Annotated in this window: 15 protein-coding genes; 10 read left to right on the forward strand and 5 right to left on the reverse strand. The window is 61.9% G+C overall.

From position 1 onward, the window contains the following. The first annotated feature begins 21 nt into the window (after positions 1–21). From infB to pnp, 7 genes are all read left to right on the forward strand, one after another. Positions 22–3,150 carry a translation initiation factor IF-2 gene (gene infB, locus PQU92_RS07345; protein WP_272747565.1) on the forward strand — a complete coding sequence of 1,043 codons (3,129 nt, stop codon included), beginning with the start codon at positions 22–24 and terminating at the stop codon, positions 3,148–3,150. Positions 3,151–3,326: 176 nt separating this feature from the next. Further along, a complete protein-coding gene (purU, locus tag PQU92_RS07350; protein ID WP_272747566.1) occupies positions 3,327–4,205 on the forward strand; it encodes a formyltetrahydrofolate deformylase in 879 nt (292 codons plus the stop codon). Positions 4,206–4,278: 73 nt separating this feature from the next. Beyond that, positions 4,279–4,962 carry a hypothetical protein gene (locus tag PQU92_RS07355; protein ID WP_272747567.1) on the forward strand — a complete coding sequence of 228 codons (684 nt, stop codon included), beginning with the start codon at positions 4,279–4,281 and terminating at the stop codon, positions 4,960–4,962. A gap of 41 nt (positions 4,963–5,003) precedes the next feature. Then, positions 5,004–5,468 carry a 30S ribosome-binding factor RbfA gene (gene rbfA / locus PQU92_RS07360; RefSeq protein ID WP_272747568.1) on the forward strand — a complete coding sequence of 155 codons (465 nt, stop codon included), beginning with the start codon at positions 5,004–5,006 and terminating at the stop codon, positions 5,466–5,468. Positions 5,469–5,744: 276 nt separating this feature from the next. Continuing rightward, entirely contained in the window at positions 5,745–6,704 is a 960-nt protein-coding gene (gene truB, locus PQU92_RS07365) for a tRNA pseudouridine(55) synthase TruB (protein WP_272747569.1), read from the forward strand. Positions 6,705–6,738: 34 nt separating this feature from the next. Beyond that, on the forward strand, positions 6,739–7,008 hold the full coding sequence (gene rpsO / locus PQU92_RS07370; RefSeq protein ID WP_272747570.1) for a 30S ribosomal protein S15: 270 nt from the start codon (positions 6,739–6,741) through the stop codon (positions 7,006–7,008). 188 nt (positions 7,009–7,196) lie between these two features. Next, entirely contained in the window at positions 7,197–9,428 is a 2,232-nt protein-coding gene (pnp, locus tag PQU92_RS07375) for a polyribonucleotide nucleotidyltransferase (RefSeq protein ID WP_272747571.1), read from the forward strand. Between the two features lie 140 nt (positions 9,429–9,568). Here pnp and PQU92_RS07380 read toward each other — a convergent pair whose 3' ends face one another. From PQU92_RS07380 to PQU92_RS07400, 5 genes are all read right to left on the reverse strand, one after another. Further along, complete coding sequence (locus PQU92_RS07380; protein WP_272747572.1) at positions 9,569–10,000, reverse strand: ribbon-helix-helix protein, CopG family; 432 nt, start codon at positions 9,998–10,000, stop codon at positions 9,569–9,571. 94 nt (positions 10,001–10,094) lie between these two features. Next, complete coding sequence (gene ubiB / locus PQU92_RS07385; protein ID WP_272747573.1) at positions 10,095–11,600, reverse strand: 2-polyprenylphenol 6-hydroxylase; 1,506 nt, start codon at positions 11,598–11,600, stop codon at positions 10,095–10,097. Positions 11,601–11,604: 4 nt separating this feature from the next. After that, on the reverse strand, positions 11,605–12,384 hold the full coding sequence (locus PQU92_RS07390) for a class I SAM-dependent methyltransferase (RefSeq protein WP_272747574.1): 780 nt from the start codon (positions 12,382–12,384) through the stop codon (positions 11,605–11,607). Between the two features lie 47 nt (positions 12,385–12,431). Then, the gene (locus PQU92_RS07395) at positions 12,432–12,839 is read right to left on the reverse strand and encodes an EF-hand domain-containing protein (protein WP_272747575.1); all 408 of its coding nucleotides are present in this window, start codon (positions 12,837–12,839) and stop codon (positions 12,432–12,434) included. Positions 12,840–12,915: 76 nt separating this feature from the next. Further along, entirely contained in the window at positions 12,916–13,416 is a 501-nt protein-coding gene (locus tag PQU92_RS07400; protein WP_023460547.1) for a response regulator, read from the reverse strand. Between the two features lie 224 nt (positions 13,417–13,640). Here PQU92_RS07400 and PQU92_RS07405 point away from each other — a divergent pair, with 224 nt between their 5' ends. The 3 genes from PQU92_RS07405 to pbpC are packed head-to-tail and all read left to right on the forward strand — an operon-like array spanning position 13,641 to position 20,933. Next, positions 13,641–18,617 (forward strand): alpha-2-macroglobulin family protein, encoded by a 4,977-nt coding sequence (locus tag PQU92_RS07405; RefSeq protein WP_272747576.1) that lies wholly within the window; start codon positions 13,641–13,643, stop codon positions 18,615–18,617. Positions 18,618–18,669: 52 nt separating this feature from the next. Then, the gene (locus PQU92_RS07410; RefSeq protein WP_272747577.1) at positions 18,670–18,843 is read left to right on the forward strand and encodes a hypothetical protein; all 174 of its coding nucleotides are present in this window, start codon (positions 18,670–18,672) and stop codon (positions 18,841–18,843) included. Between the two features lie 29 nt (positions 18,844–18,872). Further along, complete coding sequence (gene pbpC / locus PQU92_RS07415; protein WP_272747578.1) at positions 18,873–20,933, forward strand: penicillin-binding protein 1C; 2,061 nt, start codon at positions 18,873–18,875, stop codon at positions 20,931–20,933. The last annotated feature ends 22 nt before the right edge of the window (positions 20,934–20,955 follow it).

The following is a 20,955-nucleotide window of genomic DNA, read 5'->3' on the forward strand; positions in this document are numbered from 1 at the left end:
AGGTTTAAGTAAGCAAGCTGAATGAGCGACCCGAAAGACGATAAGACCGATGCCCAAAAGGGCGACAATACCCGCGCGCCGCTGAGCCTCAAGCCGCGGACCGGTGGAAACGTGTCCACCGGCACCGTAAAGCAGAGCTTCAGCCACGGGCGTTCGAAGACGGTGGTGGTGGAAACCAAGCGCCGTATCGGCACGCCGCCGCCGGGCGCTCCGGGCAGCGCGAACGCCGCGCCGCGTCCGACCGCCGACAGCAATCTGGCCAAGCCGCGTCCGCAAGGTGCGCCGTCGGGTCAGCCGCAAAACAACGGTCCGCGTCCGGCTCCGCGTCCGCAAGCCGCTGGTGGTAACCTCGGTGGTCTGCGCCAGGAAGAGGTCGAACGCCGCAACCGCGTCGTCGAGGCCGCCCGTCAGGATCAGGAACGCCGCGAAGCCGATGCCCGTCGCGCTGCCGAAGTCCGCGCCCGTGAAGAGGCCGCGCGTCGCGCCGCCGAGCCTGCGCCGCAACCGGCTCAACCGGCACCGGCTGCGCCTTCGGCCCCGGTCGAAGCGCCGCGCGCGGCCGAGCCCGCGCCGCAACCCGTTCAAAAGAGCCCTATCGAAGAAGCTCTGTCGCGTCCGGCCCAGCGCGCGCCGCGCGAAGGTCATCGTGAAGGCTTCCGCGACGATCGTGGTCCGCGCACGGAACGTCCGCAAGGTCAATACGGCGACCGTCCCCGTCCTCAGGGCGACCGTCCGCCGTTTAACCGCGACCGTCCGCAAGGTGATCGCCCCCAGGGTAACTATGGCGAACGTACGCCGCGCCCCCAAGGTGACCGTCCGCAAGGCAACTATGGTGAGCGCACCCCGCGTCCGCAGGGTGACCGTCCTCAGGGCGATCGTCCGCCGTTCAACCGTGATCGTCCGCAAGGCGACCGCCCGCCATTCAATCGTGATGGCAATCGTGACCGCCCGCAAGGCGATCGTCCTCAGGGCGATCGTGGACCCCGTCCTCAGGGCGACCGTGGTCCGCGTCCCGCCGGTGAAACCGTTCGTTACTCGGCCAATTCGCCGCGTCCGCCGCGTGCCCCCGCCGGTGTCGCCCCGAACGCCCCGTCGGTGTCCGAAGTCGACCGTATCCGCTCTTCGCGCGGCACGCCCGCCGGTCGCCCGCTGGGTGCTCGTGCCGGTGACGACGATGATCGCAACAAGCGCGGCAAGGCCGGCGCGCCGACCAAGGCCGTCTCGCAGACCCGCGGTGAGCCCAAGCGCCGCGAAGGCCGCCTGACCCTGCAAGCCGTTGTCGGTGACGACGAGGGTGCCGCCGACCGCATGCGTTCGCTGGCCTCGGTCCGCCGGGCGCGTGAGCGTGAACGCGAAAAGCGCAAGGGCACGACGACCGAACAGGCCCGCGTGTCGCGTGATGTCGTCATCCCCGATGTCATCACGGTTCAGGAACTGTCCAACCGTATGGCTGTCCGCGCCGTCGACATCATCAAGATGCTGATGAAGCAGGGCATGATGCTCAAGATCAACGACGTGATCGATTCCGATACCGCCGAACTGGTGGCCACCGAATTCGGCCATACCGTCAAGCGCGTGTCTGAAGCCGACGTCATGGAAGGCTTCATCGATGCCGAAGACCACGACGACGATACCATCGTTCGTCCGCCGGTCGTCGCCATCATGGGTCACGTCGACCACGGTAAGACCTCGCTGCTCGACGCCCTGCGCAAGGAAGACGTCGCCTCGGGCGAAGCCGGGGGCATCACCCAGCATATCGGCGCCTATCAGATCAAGGTGCCGTCGGGCGACCGCGTCACCTTCCTCGATACGCCGGGCCACGCCGCCTTCTCGGCCATGCGTGCCCGTGGTGCGAACGTGACCGACATCGTGGTGCTGGTCGTGGCGGCCGATGACGGTGTCATGCCGCAGACCATCGAAGCCATCAACCACGCTCGCGCGGCCAAAACCCCGATGATCGTGGCTGTCAACAAGATGGACAAGCCGGACGCCAATCCGCAGCGCGTCATCAACGAACTTCTGCAATACGAAGTCGTCGTCGAAGCGCTGGGTGGCGACACGCAGATCATCGAAGTCTCGGCCAAGACGGGTCAGGGCCTCGACAACCTGATCGAAGCCATCCTGCTGCAGGCCGAAGTCCTCGACCTGCGCGCCAATCCGGACCGCACCGCCGAAGGCGTGGTCATCGAAGCCAAGCTCGACAAGGGCCGTGGCCCGGTGGCGACGGTTCTAGTCAAGCGCGGTACGCTCAAGCGCGGCGACATCATCGTGGCCGGTGCGTCGTGGGGCCGCGTCCGCGCCCTGATCGACGAACGCAACGCGCAACTACCCGAAGCGGGTCCGTCGCAGCCGGTGGAAATCCTCGGCCTTGACGCCGCGCCCGATCCCGGTGAAGCCTTCGCCGTGGTCGAAAGCGATGCGCGCGCCCGTGAAATCACCGAGTATCGTCTGCGCGTGAAGCGTGAAAAGACGATGGCCCCGGTGGGCGCCGTGTCGTTGACCGACATGATGTCGAAGCTGGCCGAAAAGAAGGTCAAGGAGCTTCAGCTCATCGTCAAGGCCGACGTGCAGGGTTCCGCCGAAGCGATCATCGGCTCGCTGGAAAAGGTTGGCAACGACGAAGTTCGCGCCCGTATCATCCATTCGGGTGCCGGTGCGATCACCGAGTCCGACGTGCAACTGGCCAAGGGCTCGAACTCGCCGATCATCGGTTTCAACGTCCGGGCCTCGAAGCAGGCGCGCGATCTGGCCGAACGCGAAGGCGTGGAAATCCGTTACTACGCGATCATCTACGACCTGATCGACGACATCAAGGGCGTTCTGTCGGGCATGCTGGCGCCGATCCAGCGCGAAACCTTCCTCGGCAATGCCGAGGTGCTTCAGGTGTTCGACATCTCGAAGGTCGGTAAGATCGCCGGCTGCCGGGTTACCGAAGGCCGCGTGGAAAAGGGCGCCCGCGTCCGTATCCTGCGCGACAACGTTGTTATTCAGGAAATGGGCGTCCTCTCGACGCTCAAGCGCTTCAAGGACGAGGTCAATTCGGTGGTCGTGGGTCAGGAATGCGGTATGGCGTTCAATGGCTTCCAGGACCTCAAGGCCGGGGACTTCATCGAGTGCTTTACGGTCGAAGAGATCAAGCGGACTCTCTAGTCTATCAAAAGGATTTGGCCCGGCCTTGTTTCGGGCCGAATGCTTTTGGGGCTTGGGTGTCTCTGACAGTTATGGGGTGTGGGGTCTGTGACCCCACACCTTTTTCTTTCATTTGTAACCTTTGACTTTTCGCAAGATTTACCTGCTATAGCGGGACAAACCTCTGGAATGCGCTTGTGCCCGATACGACCTTTTTCGACCCGTCCCATTACGTCCTGATCATCAAATGCCCCGATACGCGCGGTATCGTCGCGGCGGTGTCGGGCTATCTGAACGACAACGACATTTCGATTGTTGAATCCAATCAGTTCAACGACGCGGGCGGTGACATGTTCTATGTCCGCGTGGTGTTCAAACAGGCCGGGCCGCGAATGCCGCCGATGTCGATCCTGCGCGAAGGCTTCAAGCCGATCGCGCACCGCTTCAGCATGGAATGGGACATCCATAATCTCAGCGTTCGCCCGCGTGTGATTATAGCTGTATCGAAGTTCGGCCATTGCCTGTACGAGCTTCTGCATCGCTGGCGCTCGGGCTTGCTGCCGGTCGAAATCGCAGCGGTGATGTCGAATCACGAGGACATGCGGTCATTTGTCGAGTGGAACGGCCTGCCCTATGTGCATCTGCCGATCACGAAGGACACCAAGGCCGAGCAGGAGGCGCAGTTCCTGAGCCTGATCGATGAGCACAAGGCCGATCTGGTGGTGCTGGCGCGCTACATGCAGATACTGTCGGACGAGATGAGCCGTACCCTGTCGGGCAAGTGCATCAATATCCACCACTCGTTCCTGCCGTCGTTCAAGGGCGCCAAGCCCTACCATCAGGCGCATCAGCGCGGCGTGAAGATCATCGGCGCGACGGCGCACTATGTGACGTCCGACCTCGACGAAGGCCCGATCATCGAGCAGGACGTGCAGCGCGTGAACCACGGGCACACGCCGGAGCAACTGGTCGCCATCGGGCAGGATATCGAAGCCCGGGTGCTGGCGCGCGCGGTGACCTGGCATGCGGAACGGCGCGTCATCATCAATGGCGGCAAAACCATCGTTTTTAATTAGGCGTCTTTCGCTGATTTCGCACTTGCGAAGATCGCCTTCGCGTTGCAATGTCCGGGTCCGGGAGGGTTCAGACATGCCGAAGGCCAAGACCGCATCGACACGCAAACGCCGGGTGAAAACGCCGGCCTCGAACCTCTATATCGTGCAGTATGCCGAGGTGAACGGCATCGGCATGGGGCGTCTGTCGGATGGGTCGCATTACCTGACGCAGCGCGGTCTGGCGCGGTTGTGTGGCGTGCAAAACGCCCACATCGGTACGATCAGTCGTGACTGGATGCTCGATAAACCGCGCATCCAGACGATCAAGACGCGTCTGGCGGCGGTCAATGAAGAACGCGCCGCCGCCCATACGATCCTGACCTATCAGGGCCGGCGTCAGTATTGCTACGACGTGGCGGTGTGTCAGGCTATTCTCGCCTATTATGCCCACGACGCGGGTCGTCAGGTTCAGGCCGAGGCCGCGCTCAATACCTATGACGGCGAAGGCCTGAGTGCCTATCTCTCGCATATGCTCGATGGGTTTACGGTGGTGCCCGAACCGGAGGCCGAACCGCTGAAATTTCAGCCGGTCGAGGTCGTGGAAGCGCCCGTCAATGAGCCTGAACACGATGCGGTCACGCGCATGGTCATGGCCTATGCGCAACTGTCGTTCGCCATGGCGCAGGCCTATGTGACGTGGCTGCGGACCCTGATGCAGACGGCGGCGTGGAACCGGCTGGGGCTCTATGTCCCGTTGCGCGGCTTTGTCGGCGGATAGATTTCGATAGAAAATCTGCGAAAAAAGCTTATACAGCGCGGATGAAACGCGAAACTCACAAATCGGGTAAGGGTCACAAGGCCGAAACCCTTGGACCGTCCCAGCGCCAGTTGCGCGCGGGCGAACTGGTCCGTCACGCGCTGGTCGAGATCCTGCGCGAAGAAGAACTGCACGACGAAGCCCTGCAGGGCGTGTCGATCACCATCACCGAAGTGCGCTGCTCGCCGGACCTGCGCCACGCCACCGTGTTCGTCGAACCGCTGGGGGCTGGCCTTGGCGGTGTGACCATTTCCAAGGACAAGATCGCCCCGGCGGTCGAGGCACTCAACCGTCATGCCAAGTATCTGCGCGGCATTCTGGGGCGGATGATCGACATGAAGTTCACGCCGGACCTGCGATTCCTGCACGACGAGAGCTTCAATGAGGCGGCGCGCATCGATGCCCTGTTCCTGCGTCCGGAAATTGCGCGCGATCTGCGGCATTCGGACGATGAGGACGAGGACTGAGCGCTGAGGGTCATTGGCCCCCACCACCGCATCTAGCCGCGTAAACGCGGCGTCGTGCGGTCCCCCTCCCCGCCGCCTTTCTTTGTGTGTTATCTGAAGCGCTGACGGCAGGGAGGTATTGATAAGGAGTATCTTCCTTCATACCTCCCTGACCGTTTCTCGGTTTATCCACGCAAAGAAAACGGTCGGGGAGGGGGACCGCACGAGATCGCGTAGCGATTGAGATGTGGTGGTGGGGGCCTTCCGTTCACGCCGCAACCGACCACAAGGTAAAACATGGCACGCAAGAAAAAAGGCGACGAGGTCAGCGGCTGGGTCTGTTTCGACAAGCCGCTCGGCATGGGCTCGACTCAGGCTGTCAGCTTCATCAAGCGCCTCTATAACGCGCAGAAAGCCGGTCACGCCGGGACGCTCGATCCCCTGGCCTCGGGCATCCTGCCGATCGCGCTGGGCGAAGCGACGAAGACCGTGCCGTATCTGATGGAAGCCGACAAGGTCTATCGCTTCACCGTCCGCTGGGGTTTGCGCACCGCCAGCTACGACCTTGAAGGCGAGGTGCTGGAGCAAAACGACCTGCGCCCGACCGAGGCCGAAATCCGCGACATCCTGCCGGTGTTCATCGGTGAGATCGAACAGGCCCCGCCCGCCTTTTCCGCGATCAAGATCGATGGCAAGCGCGCCTATGACCTCGCCCGCGAAGGCGTCGAGTTCGAGCTGGAAACGCGGCCTGTCGCCGTGCACGACCTGACGCTGGAACGCATGGTCTCCGACGACGAGGCCGAGTTCCGCCTCCACTGCGGCAAGGGCACCTATGTCCGCTCCATCGCCCGCGATCTGGCGCTTGAACTTGGCGTGCTGGGCGTGGTCAGCGTTTTGCGCCGTGAACAGGTCGGTGGTTTCAATTTAAATTTGTCCTCAGGGGTGGAAAAGCTTGAGGATTTGAGGCATAGAGACGCCGCTTTCGAGGCTTTGCTTGCCGTTGAGACGGCGCTGGACGACATCCCGGCGCTGCCTGTGACGGAAGACGAGGCCGCTAAGCTCAAACAGGGTCGCGATATCGCCCTGTCCTTCTCCCGCACGGAAACGGCGGAGGCGGCTTTGAAAATCCGAGCACAATCGGGAAAATCAGAGCACGGGCGCACCCTCTGGGCGCACAAGGACGGTCAGATCGTGGCTTTGGGCGAATTGCGTTTGGGGCAATTTTACCCCACGCGCATCCTTAACCTCAACTCTTAGGCAGCGGCATAGACCCTGCGAAAAGGAGCATACGATGTCGATCACTGTCGAGCGTAAAGCCGAACTGATCAAGACCCACGGCCGTAGCGAAGGCGACACGGGCGGGGCAGAAGTCCAGATTGCGATCCTCTCCGAGCGTATCGCCAACCTGACCGAGCACTTCAAGGGTCACAAGAAAGACAACCACAGCCGCCGCGGCCTCCTGAAAATGGTTTCGCAGCGTCGCCGTCTTCTTGACTACCTCAAGAACACCGACGTGGCGCGCTATCAGGCGATCGTCGAGACCCTGGGTCTGCGTCGCTAAGTCTTACTAAACGTCAGGGCCTGACACAGAGTGTCGGGCCCTGATCGTATGATATACCTCGCCTGAACGGCGAATCTCAGCGGCAAAATCCTTTGCCGTCTGCAAACAGGGCCCCTTCCCGAACTGATCGGGCCTCACAGACTTAAAGCCCGGCAGGAATGGGCCTGCGGGTGACAGAAAGAAAATACATGTTCGATATCAAAAGAAAAACGATCGAGTGGGGTGGCCGCAAGCTGACGCTCGAAACCGGCCGCATCGCCCGTCAGGCTGACGCCGCCGTCCTCGCCACCTACGGTGAAACCACCGTTCTGGCCACCGTCGTTTACGCCCGCGCGCCGAAGCCGGGTCAGGACTTCTTCCCGCTGACCGTCAACTATCAGGAAAAGACCTTCGCCGCCGGCAAGATCCCCGGTGGTTACTTCAAGCGCGAAGGCCGTCCGTCGGAAAAGGAAACGCTCGTTTCGCGCCTGATCGACCGTCCGATCCGCCCGCTGTTCGTCAAGGGCTTCAAGAACGAAGTTCAGGTCGTCGTAACCGTCCTGTCGCACGACATGGAAAACGATCCGGATATTCTGGGCCTCGTCGCCGCCTCCGCCGCCCTGACCCTGTCGGGCGTGCCGTTCATGGGCCCCGTCGGCGCCGCCCGCGTCGCCTATATCAACGACGAATACGTCCTCAACCCCACCCTTGACCAATCCAAGGAGTCCTCGCTCGACCTCGTCGTTGCCGGTACGCAGGACGCCCTGATGATGGTCGAATCCGAAGCGCAGGAACTGTCGGAAGACAAGATGCTCGGCGCCCTGATGTTCGCCCACGCCGGTATGCAGCCGGTCATCGACGCGATCATCGAGCTGGCCGACCACGCCGCCAAGGAACCCTTCGAATTCGAAGCCGAAGATTTCTCGGACGTCGTCACGCAGATCAAGGGCCTCGTCGGTCCGGACATCATCGCCGCCTACGGCCACAAGGCCAAGGAAGAGCGCCGCAACGCCGTTGGTGAAGCCAAGAAGAAGGCCGCTGCCGCCCTCGTGAAGACCGAAGAAAACCCGGACGGCGTCGAAGCCGCTGTCTTCGGTTCGGCCTTCAAGGAATGCGAAGCCGACGTCCTGCGCCGCGACATCATCGACCACGGCCGCCGCGTTGACGGTCGTGCCGTCGACAAGGTCCGTCAGATCGTCTCGGAAGTCGGCATCCTGCCGCGCACCCACGGTTCGGCCCTGTTCACCCGCGGTGAGACGCAAGCTCTGGTCGTTGCCACGCTCGGCACCGGCGAAGACGAGCAGTTCATCGATGCGCTGGAAGGCACCTACAAGGAGAAGTTCCTTCTCCACTATAACTTCCCTCCGTACAGCGTCGGCGAAACCGGCCGCATGGGCTCGCCCGGCCGCCGCGAAATCGGCCACGGCAAGCTCGCCTGGCGCGCCATCCGTCCGATGCTGCCGTCGGCGGAAGAATTCCCCTATACGCTGCGCGTCGTCTCGGAAATCACCGAGTCGAACGGCTCGTCCTCGATGGCGACCGTCTGCGGCACCTCGCTGGCCCTGATGGACGCCGGCGTGCCGCTGAAGTCGCCGGTATCGGGTATCGCCATGGGCCTGATCCTCGAAAAGGACGGCTATGCGGTTCTGTCGGACATCCTGGGTGACGAAGATCACCTCGGCGACATGGACTTCAAGGTCGCGGGCACCGTCAACGGCATCACCTCGCTGCAAATGGACATCAAGGTTCCGGGCATCACCGAGGAGATCATGACCAAGGCGCTGCGTCAGGCCAACGAAGGCCGTCTGCACATCCTCGGCGAAATGAACAAGGCCATCTCCGGCGCCCGCGAAGAGCTGGGTGAGTTCGCGCCCAAGATCGAAACGATCAAGATCCCGACCGACAAGATCCGTGAAGTCATCGGTTCGGGCGGCAAGGTCATCCGCGAAATCGTGGAAAAGACCGGCGCCAAGATCGATATCGGCGAAGACGGCACCATCAAGATCGCCGCTTCGGAACAATCGAAGATCGACGCCGCGCGCGACTGGATCAAGTCGATTGCCTCTGAGCCGGAAGTTGGCGCCATCTATAAGGGCAAGGTCGTGAAGGTCGTCGATTTCGGCGCGTTCGTGAACTTCTTCGGTGCCAAGGACGGCCTCGTCCACATCTCGCAGATCAAGAACGAAAAGGTCGGCAAGACCTCGGACGTCCTGAGCGAAGGCGACGAAGTGAAGGTGAAGTTCCTCGGCTTCGACGATCGCGGCAAGACCAAGCTGTCGATGAAGGTTGTCGATCAGGAAACCGGCGAAGACCTGACGGAAAAGCTGGCGGCTGAAAAAGCGGCCCGCGTGGCGGCTGGTGAAGAGCCGGAATCGAACGAGTCGGAATCGGAAGGCGGCGAAAAGCGTGAACGCCGTCCGCGCCGCCCGCGTCGCGACTAAGGGGGTCGAAGGGGCCTGCGGCCCCTTCATCTTCTAAGACTAAAAGAAAAGGCGATCCCGTTAAGGGGTCGCCTTTTCTTTTAGGTCTCAAGGCGAGGGGTCACGGACCCCTCGACCCCATAACGGGGCCGGATTGCTACTTACGATGATAACTCAATAAGCTCCGAGTAAATTGTACTTAAACCATTTAAAATCTCGGCTTCTTCAAAGTCGTCCATATTTTTTGCAGCAGTGAACCAACTTCCATAACCTGAACCATCGTCGACTGCTTTTTCACTAATGATTTCTTCTAGTTGTTTAAAACGCGCTAAAGCTTTTGGTGGCAAATGCTGCTCGTAAATTAAACCAGAAAGGTTCTCCCTAGCTTTCTGCATACGTATAGGAAAGCTGTCCGAGCACATGAGGCGTCTAATTGCCGCCTGAAATTTATAAAGTGCGTAACTATAAGGATGAGTGTCGCTATTTTTCATAACCAATTGCGAGATGTAGGCAGAGCGTGAGAGGCCCAATTCATCTGCCTTCGCATCTAATATTTTAGCTACACTCTCTTCGAGAGAAATGTTGTATCTCATACCAAATAACTCCTTTTGTGTAATTTTACACAAAAATACACAATCGTCAAATGGTGCAAAAATGACGAATGAAGACGGAGTTCTTTTGGTGAGGTTAAAACACCGCCATCCAGACCATCGTCCCCAGTGCCAGAGCCGACGCAATCAGCGCCAGCGTCGAAATCGCCCGGCTGTGGCTGAGTTCCGAGCGCAGGGTGGCGATCTGAAGCTGGGCCAGCGGATCGGCCTTGGGTTCGTCGTCCTTCAACCGCGCGACGACCTTGTCGATCAGGCGGCGGGCCTCGGCCAGCGGCGACAGTTCCTTGGTGATGAACTCCTGCACCACCGGGCGGGCGGCTTCCCAGATATCGTGTTCGGGATAGAGACGCCGCGCCACGCCTTCGACGCTGACCATCGTCTTTTGCAGCAGGACCAGTTCGGGGCGCAGGTGCATGTCGAACTGCGCGGTGATGTCGAACAGCTGCCCCAGCAGACGGCCCATCGACACCTCCGTCGCGGCGCGGCCCAGAACGGGCTCACCGACGGCGCGCAGGGCCTGAGCGAAGGCGGCGACATCATGGTGTTTCGGCACGTAACCGGCCTCGAAATGGACCTCGGCGACGCGGCGGTAGTTGCGGCGCAGGAAGCCCCACAGCATCTCGGCCAGATAGAGCTGTTCCGGCGGTTTCAATCGTCCGACGATGCCGAAATCGATGGCGGTCAGCTTGTCGGGGGCCTGACAGAAGAGGTTGCCCTCGTGCAGGTCGGCGTGGAAGACCCCGTGGTTCAGGGCCTGCGACAGAAAGGCCCGGATCAGGTTATCGGCCATGGCCTTGGGCTCAAGACCGGGCTGGGTCAGGGCTTCGGGGCGGCTCAGAGGGATGCCGGGGGCCCATTCGATAACCAGAGCGCGCTTGGCGACGTAGTGCCAGACGATCTTCGGGGCTGACATATAGGGCTCGGCATTGATGATCGCGCCCAGTTCATCCGCGGCGGAGGCCTCAAGCCGCAGGTCGAGTTCCAGCAGCAGCGACTGCGCTACCGTGCCGACAAAGGCTTCGGGCTCCAGACGCCGCGTGGCCGGGGCGAAAAAGGCGATCAGCTTGGCCGCCAGCGTCATCATGGCGATATCGTCGGCGATGATCTGCTCGATGCGCGGACGCAGCACCTTGACCGCAACCTTGCGGCCGTCTTTCAGGATGGCGCGGTGGGCCTGCGCGATAGACGCCGCGCCGATGACCTCACCGAATTCGATGAAAATGCTCTCGACCGGTTGTTCCAGCGCCTCTTCGATCAGGCGTTTGGCGGTCGCCTGATCGAACGGCGGCAACTGATCCTTGAGGTGCGCCAGATCGCGGATAAATTCGTCGCCGAAGATATCGCCGCGTGTCGACAGAACCTGCCCCAGCTTGATGAAGGCGGGGCCGAGGCTCTCGAACGCGCGGGCATAGCGCAGGCCGACACGCGGCTGCGGCCCGCGGTGGGCGAAGAAAAAGCGCAGGGTGGCGGCGAAAAACCGGGTTGCCGGATTGAGGTGGTGCGACAGTTCGCGCGGGATCAGCACGTCCTCGCGCAGCAGCAAGAAGCCGGTCCGGATCAGGCGGATGAACGACCCAATCACCGGGTTAGGCCCAGCCCTGATGCAGGGCGCAGACGCCACCGGTGAAGTTGGTGTAGCTGACGCGCGAGAAGCCCGCCGTGCGCATCATGCTGGCGAAGGTGTCCTGATCGGGGAAGCGCTTGATGCTCTCGACAAGGTATTGATACGAGTCGCGGTCTCCAGCGACCAACTGCCCCATGAAGGGGATGACCTTGAAGGCGTAGGTCTCGTAGACGCTTTCGACCAGACCGGTCGTGGCGTGCGAAAATTCGAGGCAGAAGAAGCGCCCGCCGGGTTTCAGCACGCGCTTGGCCTCGTTCAGCGCACCCTGTACGTCCGAGACGTTGCGGATGCCGAACGAGATGATGTAGGCGTCGACCGAATTGTCTGGGATGGCCAGGTTCATGGCGTCGCCGACCGACCAGCTGATTTCCGGCTCGCTGCCCTTTTCGATCCCGGCTTCGATCATCGCCTGATTATAGTCGATGATGCGGATTTCGGTCGATGTGCCGCCCCGCCGGGCCCTGGCGGCGCGGGCCAGCTTGGCCAGACGGCGGGCAATGTCGCCAGTGCCGCCCGCGACATCGAGGATGACTTCGCCCGGTTGCGGGTTGAGCTTGGCGCAGGCCGCGTCTTTCCACAGATGGTGCACGCCCACCGACATGACATCGTTCATCAGGTCGTATTTGGCCGCGACCGATTTGAACACGCCGTGGACGAGGTTGACCTTTTCCTTCGCTTCGACGTCGCGGAAGCCGAAAGGCGAGGTTTTCACGGACTCTGTGGTGGGGGCATCTTCGCTCATGCGGGAGGTTTTAAACCAGCGGCGCGGCCTTGGCGACACTTAAGTTTCTATTTGCGGTCCTGCGGCATTTTTTCGCGTATCGCCTTGTCGGTATCGCCCAGACCCAGCAACATGGCGGCGGCCTTGGCGCGGTATTCGCTTAAGGAGACCTTTCGGTCTTCATTGGTGTCGTAAAGCGAAATGAAAAACTTCGCGTCCTCGATCTCGGCGGCGGGATTGACGGCCTGACCCGGTTCCGGCGGCAGGTGCGGGGCTTCGTCGACGGTAATGTGGCCGTCGCGGTTTTTATCGAATTCGTTGAAGATGCGGTTCAGTTCGGCGTCACGCTCCTGAGGCGTCATCTGCTTGAGGCGATCGCCGAACGACGGCTTGCTTTTGGGCTCGATGACGTCCTGTGCGAAGACGCTGGAGGCGAAGGCGGCAAGGGTTGTAACAGCAAGCAGAACGGAACGCATGACCACGGACTCCGGAGGGGGGTATTGCCGCGATATAAGGACCGGCAACTGCGGTTTCAATATGACCGCATTGTGGTTACCCCATCATCGCCTTATCGGAGGCGCGGCGGAACGGGCCCTTATAGTCGTTGGCGCGTTTGCGGCGGCGGTCGGGACCGGTATAGGCGGTCGACTTGACCCAGGCGCGTTCGTTATCGATGACGCTTTTCATGCGGTCGATCAGGGCGCGGGCCGTCAGCGGCTTGGCGACGAACTCGTTGACCCCGGCGTCACGGGCGGCGATCACATGGTTGCGGTCGGTGTGGCCGGTCATCATGATGATCGGCACATAGGGGTGCGGGCTGTCGGAACCGGTGCGGATCAGGCGCGTCATTTCGATACCGTCGATAGTTTCCATGACCAGATCGGTGATGATCACGTCGGGCCGCCAGTCGCGCACGATTTCCAGCGCTTCGGCCCCGTCGGAGGCCTCGCGGATATGGACGATCCCCATGGCACGCAGCATGGTACAGACGATAACCCGCATATAGTGGTTATCGTCAACGACCAGGGCCAGCACACGGGAAAACTGACTCAAAACAGGCGGCTTTCTATACAGATATCGATCAAGATACGACCTCGTATGACCGAGGGTTAGGCTGCATCCTTTACGAAAGTCTTAACCTTATCGCAATTTTAACAAAAGCGTAAACGCGCCTTCGCAATAACTTATAAATCCCCCCTCTTTTGGGGCTTTTACGCGGCCGCAGATTGTGTCCATACTCCCGGAAATAGCATTCAGGGAATTGGGGGGCTTTGCCCATGTTCGACTGGCGTAACCGTACCGTTATCACCGGCGCTGCTGCCGTTCTGATTTCCGGTTTTTGCGTAGGCTTCCTGACCGCCAAAGCGACCGAAGGCGGGTTCAAGCCCGGTGCCAAGGACGGTGCTATCCCCATTACCGAAACACTGGGCACGATCTTCGGCAAGGTGCGCGACAAGAACGCCCCGCGCGCGGGCGGCGCGAAACCGGCAGGATTCGCCGTATGGAAACAAAGGCTTGATACGTCGGGGGCGTCCCCCAAGGCCTGTATCGAATTCTCCAGACCGCTCGATTCGTCGAAATCCTATGGCGACTACGTGATGGTGTCGCCGGAACTGCCGTCGGCACCCGCCGTAACGGTGAAGGATTCTGAACTATGCGTCGGCGGTTTCGGCTTCACAGACCGTCGCGTGACCCTGCTCAAAGGCCTGCCGTCGGCGGGCAAGGACACCCTGAAACAGAACGCCGATGTCGATTTCAGCTTCGGTGAAAAGCCGCCCTATGTGGGCTTTGCCGGCAATGGCGTCATTCTGCCACGCGAAGAGGCCGACGGCGTGGCGGTTGAAAGCCTGAACGTTTCGACGCTCGCGTTCGAGGTCTGGCGCGTCGGTGATCGCAATCTGGTGCGTAAGTCGATCTCCTCGCCCGATCCGACGCCGGAAGGCGAATATGATTACGACTGGGACGAGGACAGCCCGCGCGGCGAAGGCTACAAGGTTTGGACCGGTAAGGTCCGCGTCGCGGGCAATGCCGGTGAGCGCGTGACAACGGTCTTCCCGCTCGGTGCCGTGCTGCGCGACCTCAAGCCGGGGGCCTATGTGGTCAAGGTGCGCGACGCTTCGGGTGGTCGCGACAAGAAGGAAAGCGATCAGCCCGCACAGGCCCGACGCTGGATTCTGTTCACCGACATGGCCCTGACCACCTATACCGGGTCGAACGGCGTCGATGTGGTGGTACGCTCGCTGAAGACCGCTAAACCGATGGGCGGCGTCAAGGTGACCCTGGTGGCGCAGAACGGCGAGGAACTGTCGGCCGCGCAATCGACAGCCGATGGCCGCGTTCATTTCGACAAGGCCCTGCTCAAGGGCGAGGACGCTCTCGCCGCGCGCATGATCATGGCCTATGGCCCCGCCGAGGATTTTACGGCGACCGATCTCAATGCTTCGCCGATGGATTTCTCGTCGCAGGGTGTCGGCGGGCGTTCGGATGAAAAGCTGACCGATGGGCGCACGGCCAAGGCCCTGATCGACGGCTTCCTCTATACCGATCGTGGCATCTATCGCCCCGGTGAGACCGTGCGTCTGGTGGCCATGGTCCGCGACCCGGACGGCAAGGCGATCAAGGACCGCAAAGGCGCGCTGGTTATCTATCGTCCGTCGGGCGTCGAAGCCTTCCGTTACCCCTTCGCCAAGACGCCGCAAGGTTTTGCCACCGCCAATATCGGTCTGCCGAAATCGGCGCCGCGCGGGCAGTGGCGGGCCAAGCTGCTCATCGAGGGTATCGACGACGATCAGGGCACTATCGGCTTCGCGGTCGAAGACTTCGCGCCCCAGCGTCTCGGCGTCGACGTCAAGGCCGATGCCGAGCGCCCGCTGACGGCGCTGAATGAGACGCGCGCCGTGCAGGTCAATGCGCGCTTCCTCTATGGGGCGACCGGTTCGGGGCTTGAGGTGTCCGGTTCGGCCCGCGTCCGCGCCGACCACAATCCGTTCCCGAAGTTCAGGGACTACCGCTTCGGCAACGAACAGACGCCGTTCGAGGAGCAGTATGTCGATCTGCCGCAAACGGCGACCGATGCCGACGGTAACGCCATCCTGCCGTTCAATTCCAGCTACGATACGGACCAGCCTTTGAGCGTTCTGATGACCGCCTCGGTGTTCGAACCGGGCGGACGTCCGGTCAATGAGGTCGAGACGCTCCGTATCCGGACAAAACCGGTCTATTTCGGCGTCAAGCTCGATACGCAGGACGCTAAAGGCGGCAATACGCCCAAAACGGTGATCAACATCATCGGCCTGAATGCCAAGGGCGACAAGACCGAGGCCAAGGGTGTCAAGGTTCGTCTGATTGCGGAAAACTGGAACTACGACTGGTATCAGCAGGACGGTCGCTGGAACTGGCGCCGGACGTCGAAAGACGTGGTTGTATCTGATAAGGATTACGACCTGACGGCCAACGGTTTGACCTTCGATCGCAATCTCGACTGGGGCGATTATCGTCTTGAGGTCACTCAAAGCTCGACCGGCGCGAAAACCGTGATCCGTTTTGCCTCCGGCTGGGGTTCGTCGTCCGAGGGCACCGAAGCGCCAGATTTCGTGCGCTTGACCGCCGGGTCGCAGACCTACGGGCAGGGCGACACAATCAGCCTGACGCTCAAATCACCCTACAAGGGTGAGGCACAGATCGCGGTCGCCAATGACAGGCTGATCGATCTGAAAACGGTCAGCGTCGGTGACAACGGCACGACCATCCGCCTGAAAACCGATGCCCGCTGGGGCGGCGGGGCCTATATCATGGTCAGCGTCGTGCAGCCGCGCGACCCGGTCGAGTCGTCGAAACCGCGCCGCGCCATGGGGCTGATCTATGTGCCGCTCGATCCGAAGGGCCGCAAGCTGGAGGTCAAGCTCGACCTGAAGGACAAGGTGCTGAAACCCGACTTTTCGAAATCAGGGCAAGCCTTTGTCGAGGTGCCGGTCAAGGTCGGTGGTGCAGGTCTGGGCAAGACCGCGCGGGTTTCGGTCGCCGTGGTCGATCAGGGCATCATCAACCTGACCAAGTTCAAAACCCCTGATCCGGTCGGCTTCTATTTCGGCAAGCGCGCCCTGGGGCTGGAATATCGCGACGACTATGGCCGTCTGCTCGACCCGAACATGGGGGCTCCGGCGGATGTCTTCGGCGGCGATCAGATCGGCGGCGACGGCCTGACCACCACGCCGATCAAGACGGTCGCCCTGTGGTCCGGCGTCGTCAATACCGGCTTCGACGGTACGGCCCATATCCGCCTGCCGGTGGGCAAGTTTAATGGCGAGCTCAAGGTCATGGCGGTCGCCTGGACCGACGAGGCCGTGGGCTCAAGCGAAGACAAGCTGACCGTCCGTCAGCCGGTGGTCGCCGAACTGGCCTTGCCGCGCTTCCTCGCGCCGGGCGACAAGGCCTTTGCGACGTTGGAACTGAACAATGTAGAGGGCAAGCCGGGTCTGTACGACACGGTGGTCAAGGGTTTCAACGGCCTCGTCACCGCCTTCAAGAAGGCCTTCAATATCGGGCAGGGTCAACGCGTTCAGGAGGGAATCCTGATCGAAGCGCCCGCCACGGTCGGCGTCTCGAAGATCAATCTGGCGCTCAATGGGCAAGGTTATGGCTTCGATGAGGATTACCAGATCCAGACCCGCATGGGCTGGGGGCCGCAGACGCGGACCTTTACGGCCCAACAGGCGGCGGGTACTGCCTACACTCTTCCGGCCGACCTGCTGAACGGGTTGCAACCCGGTTCGGCGACGGTTCAGGTCTCCTATTCGCCGTTCCGTGGTGTCGATCCGGCCCCTATCGCGGCGGCGCTCAACCGCTACCCCTATGGGTGTACGGAACAAATCGTCTCGGCGGCCTATCCGTGGCTCTACGTCACGCCCGGTCAGGGCGTCAATGCGGCGCGCGCCGACGGCATCATCAAGGCGGCGGTCAACAAGATTCTCGACCGCCAATCCGAAGACGGGGCGTTCGGTCTGTGGCGTGCCGGGGATGGTGAGGCCGAGGGCTGGATCGGGGCCTATGCCACCGACTTCCTCGTCGAAGCGAAAAAACGCGGCATCTATGTGCCGCAGGATGCGCTCGATAAGGCGATGAACGCCATGCGCGACCTGTCGAAACCGGAAGGCTTCACCTCGGTGTCGTACCGCCTCAAGGTCGATGAAGGCCCGTGGTGGACGGCGCCGGCGGCCAAGGCCGTGTCGGCGGAAATCCGCTCGCGCGCCTCGGCCTATGCGCTCTATGTGCTGGCCAAGGGTGGATCGGGCGATCTGGCCCGCCTGCGCTGGTATCACGACGTGCAGTTCAAGTCCGAGCGCTCGCCGGTCGCCAAGGCACAGGTCGGCGCGGCTCTGGCCCTGATGGGCGACAAGGCCCGTGCCCGCTCGGCGCTGCGTCAGGCGTCGCAAAACCTTGGCTATAAGGCCACCTATGACTGGTATCAGTCGCCGCTGCGCGACGTGGCGGCGGTGATCGCTCTGGCCTTTGAAGCCGGGGAAACCGAAATCGCCAAGGGTCTGATCCCGCTGCTGGAACGCAACGTCAAAGGCCCCGACGCCATGAACACGCAGGAGCAGGCGCAGGTCCTCAAGGCCGCCAGCCGGATGCTGGACGCCGCCGGACCGGTAAAGATCAAGGGCGAAGGCGTGACGGCGGTCGATGCGGCGAATGCAAAACTGCAACGCTTCAATGTGGCGGCGATCAAGGATGCGAAGTTCACCAATAACGGCTCCGGCCCGATCTGGCGGACGATCACCGTGACCGGTGTGCCGATCAACGCGCCGCCCGCCGAGGCGAAAGGCTACACGATCGACAAGGCCTATTACACCTTGCAAGGCCAGCGGATCGACCCGTCGCAGATCGGCCAGGGGCAGAAGGTGCTGGTTCTGATCAGTGGGCGGACGAACTACGCCGAAACGCGGCCGATCGTGGTCGATGACGCGCTGCCGGCCGGGTTCGAGATCGAGATGACCCTGTCGCGCGACGACGCTCAGAACGGACCGTTCCGCTTCGTCGGCGATCTGAGCGCCGTCGATGTGCAGGAGGCGCGAGACGATCGCTACGTGGCGGCCTTGGATGTTTCGGCCAATAGTGGATTCGCCATGGCCTATGTGGCGCGGGCCGTGACGCCGGGGGATTACTACCTCCCCGGTGCCGAGGTGAAGGACCTGTACCGGAACGATCTCTATGCTCGTACCGGCGGTGGTCGCCTGACCGTTTCGGCGCGGTGAAAAGTCCCCTCTCCCTGCTTGCGGGGAGAGGGTTAGGGTGAGGGGTTAGTCTGTGAAAAGCGCTTTAGATTTTATTGTGCGAAAAGAAGGGTTGATCATTCTTCTGGTGATTGGTGCCACATCATTATTTTTCCTGCCGGACTGGTCCTCACGGCTGGAAATGGTTTTGTTTATGGGGCTCATGCTGGTGGGGCGATTTTATCTAAAAACAAAACAAAAAAAGTAAGCGTTCGGGTGAGTTCTTTAGGTCGCAAATTGATCAAGCCGCTGATTGCGTTTCTGGCGCTTCAGGTCGTGGTGTGCGTGGTCGATCTGATCCTGCCGCCGGACATGTCGCGGGCCAGAGAGGCGTCCGCTGTGGCCTTGGATCACAATGGGGCGTGGCTGAGGGCCTTGCCGGTCAGGGGCGGGACGTGGCGCATTCGCGCCGATCTGGAGCGCACCGATAAGACCTTTATCCGCAATCTGCTGAAGGTCGAGGATGAGCGTTTCTGGTGGCATCAGGGCGTTGATCTGATCGCCATTGCGCGGGCGCTCGGCTCGAATGTCAGTGCGGGCGGCATCGTCTCGGGCGGCTCGACCATCACCATGCAGACCGCGCGGCTGCTGGAGCCGAAGCCGCGCAACTACTTGTCGAAACTGATCGAGGTCGGTCGGGCGTGGCAACTGGAGGCGCGCTACTCCAAGCGCGAAATCCTGTCGCTTTATCTGACGCTTGCCCCCTATGGCGGCAATCTCGAAGGGGTGCGCGCGGCGTCGTTGTCCTATTTCGGGCATGAGCCGGAAAGCCTGACGCTCGGCGAACAGGCCTTGCTGATAGCCCTCCCACAGGCCCCCGAAGCGCGCCGCCCCGACCGCCATCCGGAACGCGCCATGGCCGCGCGCAACCTCGTGCTGGGACGCATGGCGCAAAAGGGGATCATCGCGCCGTCGCAGGTCAGCGAGGCGCAAACCGAACCGATGGTCGTCAAGCGGTTCAGTTTCCCCGCCTTGGCGTGGCACGCGGCCGGACGGCTGGCGGCTGAGGCCAAGGGGTTACAGGCGACGGTGGTCACCACGCTCGATGCGCCCTTACAGGCGCGTCTGGAGACTCTGGCACGGCAGACGGCCATCGCACAGGGGCCCAATTCCTCGGCGGCGATCCTTGTCATCGAGGTCAAGACCCGCGCTGTACGGGCCAGTGTCGGTTCGGGTGGGTTGGACCGTGCGGGCGGCTGGATCGACATGGTGCAGGCCATGCGTTCGCCGGGATCGACGCTGAAACCCTTTATCTACGGCTTCGGCTTCGAGGAGGGGATCATCGCGCCAGACACGCGTCTGATGGACGTGGCGACGCGCTTTGGCGACTATCAGCCGGAAAACTTCGATAAGGTGTTCCACGGTGAAGTCTCGGCTAAGGAAGCTCTGACCCATTCGCTCAATGTGCCCGCTGTGGCGGTGCTGAATCGCATCGGCGTCGGTGCGTTCGAGTCGCGGTTGGATGGGGTAGGTGTGCGACTGCGGCGACCCAAGGAGGGCTATAAGGACGCCGGTCTGGCCATTGCGCTGGGCGGGGCTGGAATCAAACTCGACGATCTGGCCCTGCTCTATACCGGGCTTGGTGACAAGGGTCTGATCAAGCCGCTGGTCTGGACCGAGGCAGACGCCAGGCAGAACCTCACCCGCGGCGGGCAACGCCTGATGCAGGCCGACGCGGCATCTCGCGTGATCAGCATCCTGCGCGAAACACCGCCGCCCGCCGGACGCCTGCCGGCGCACCTCATGAAAACGGCCAATCGTCCGGCCTATAAGACCGGTACGTCCTACGGTTTCCGTGACGCCTTGGCGGTCGGAGTGGCCGGGGGGTATGTGGTTCTGGTGTGGACCGGACGACCCGATGGCGGGTCGCGCGTCGATCAGACCGGGCGCGAGGCCTCGGCGCCCCTCCTGTTCGATGTTTTCGATCAGATTAATGCCCCTTCGCAAGCGCCGCAGGCCCTGACGCCCGCCGCCGCACCCGAGGCGTTGAAAGCCCTGAAACCGGCGCAAAACGGGGCCTCGATCCTGTTCCCGCCGGACAAGGCCGTGGTCTATGTCGAGGCAACGACCATCGGCGGCAAGCTGTCGGTCGTGCGCGGACTGAAACCCTCGGCGCGCGGCAAGGGGCCGTTGAGCTGGTACGTCAACGGTCAGCCCCTCTTGCCGGATGAAACCGGGCGGCTCGACTGGCGGCCCGAAGCAGAGGGTTTCTACGAGGTTAGCGTCGTTGATGCCGACGGTGTCATCAGCCGCAGTCAGGTCCGCGTTCGGGCTATTGCACATAACGCACGGCCATAATTGCATATTTACAATTTTGATT

The organism is Asticcacaulis aquaticus (assembly GCF_028550415.1).
In the GTDB taxonomy this organism is placed as follows: Bacteria; Pseudomonadota; Alphaproteobacteria; order Caulobacterales; family Caulobacteraceae; genus Asticcacaulis; species Asticcacaulis aquaticus.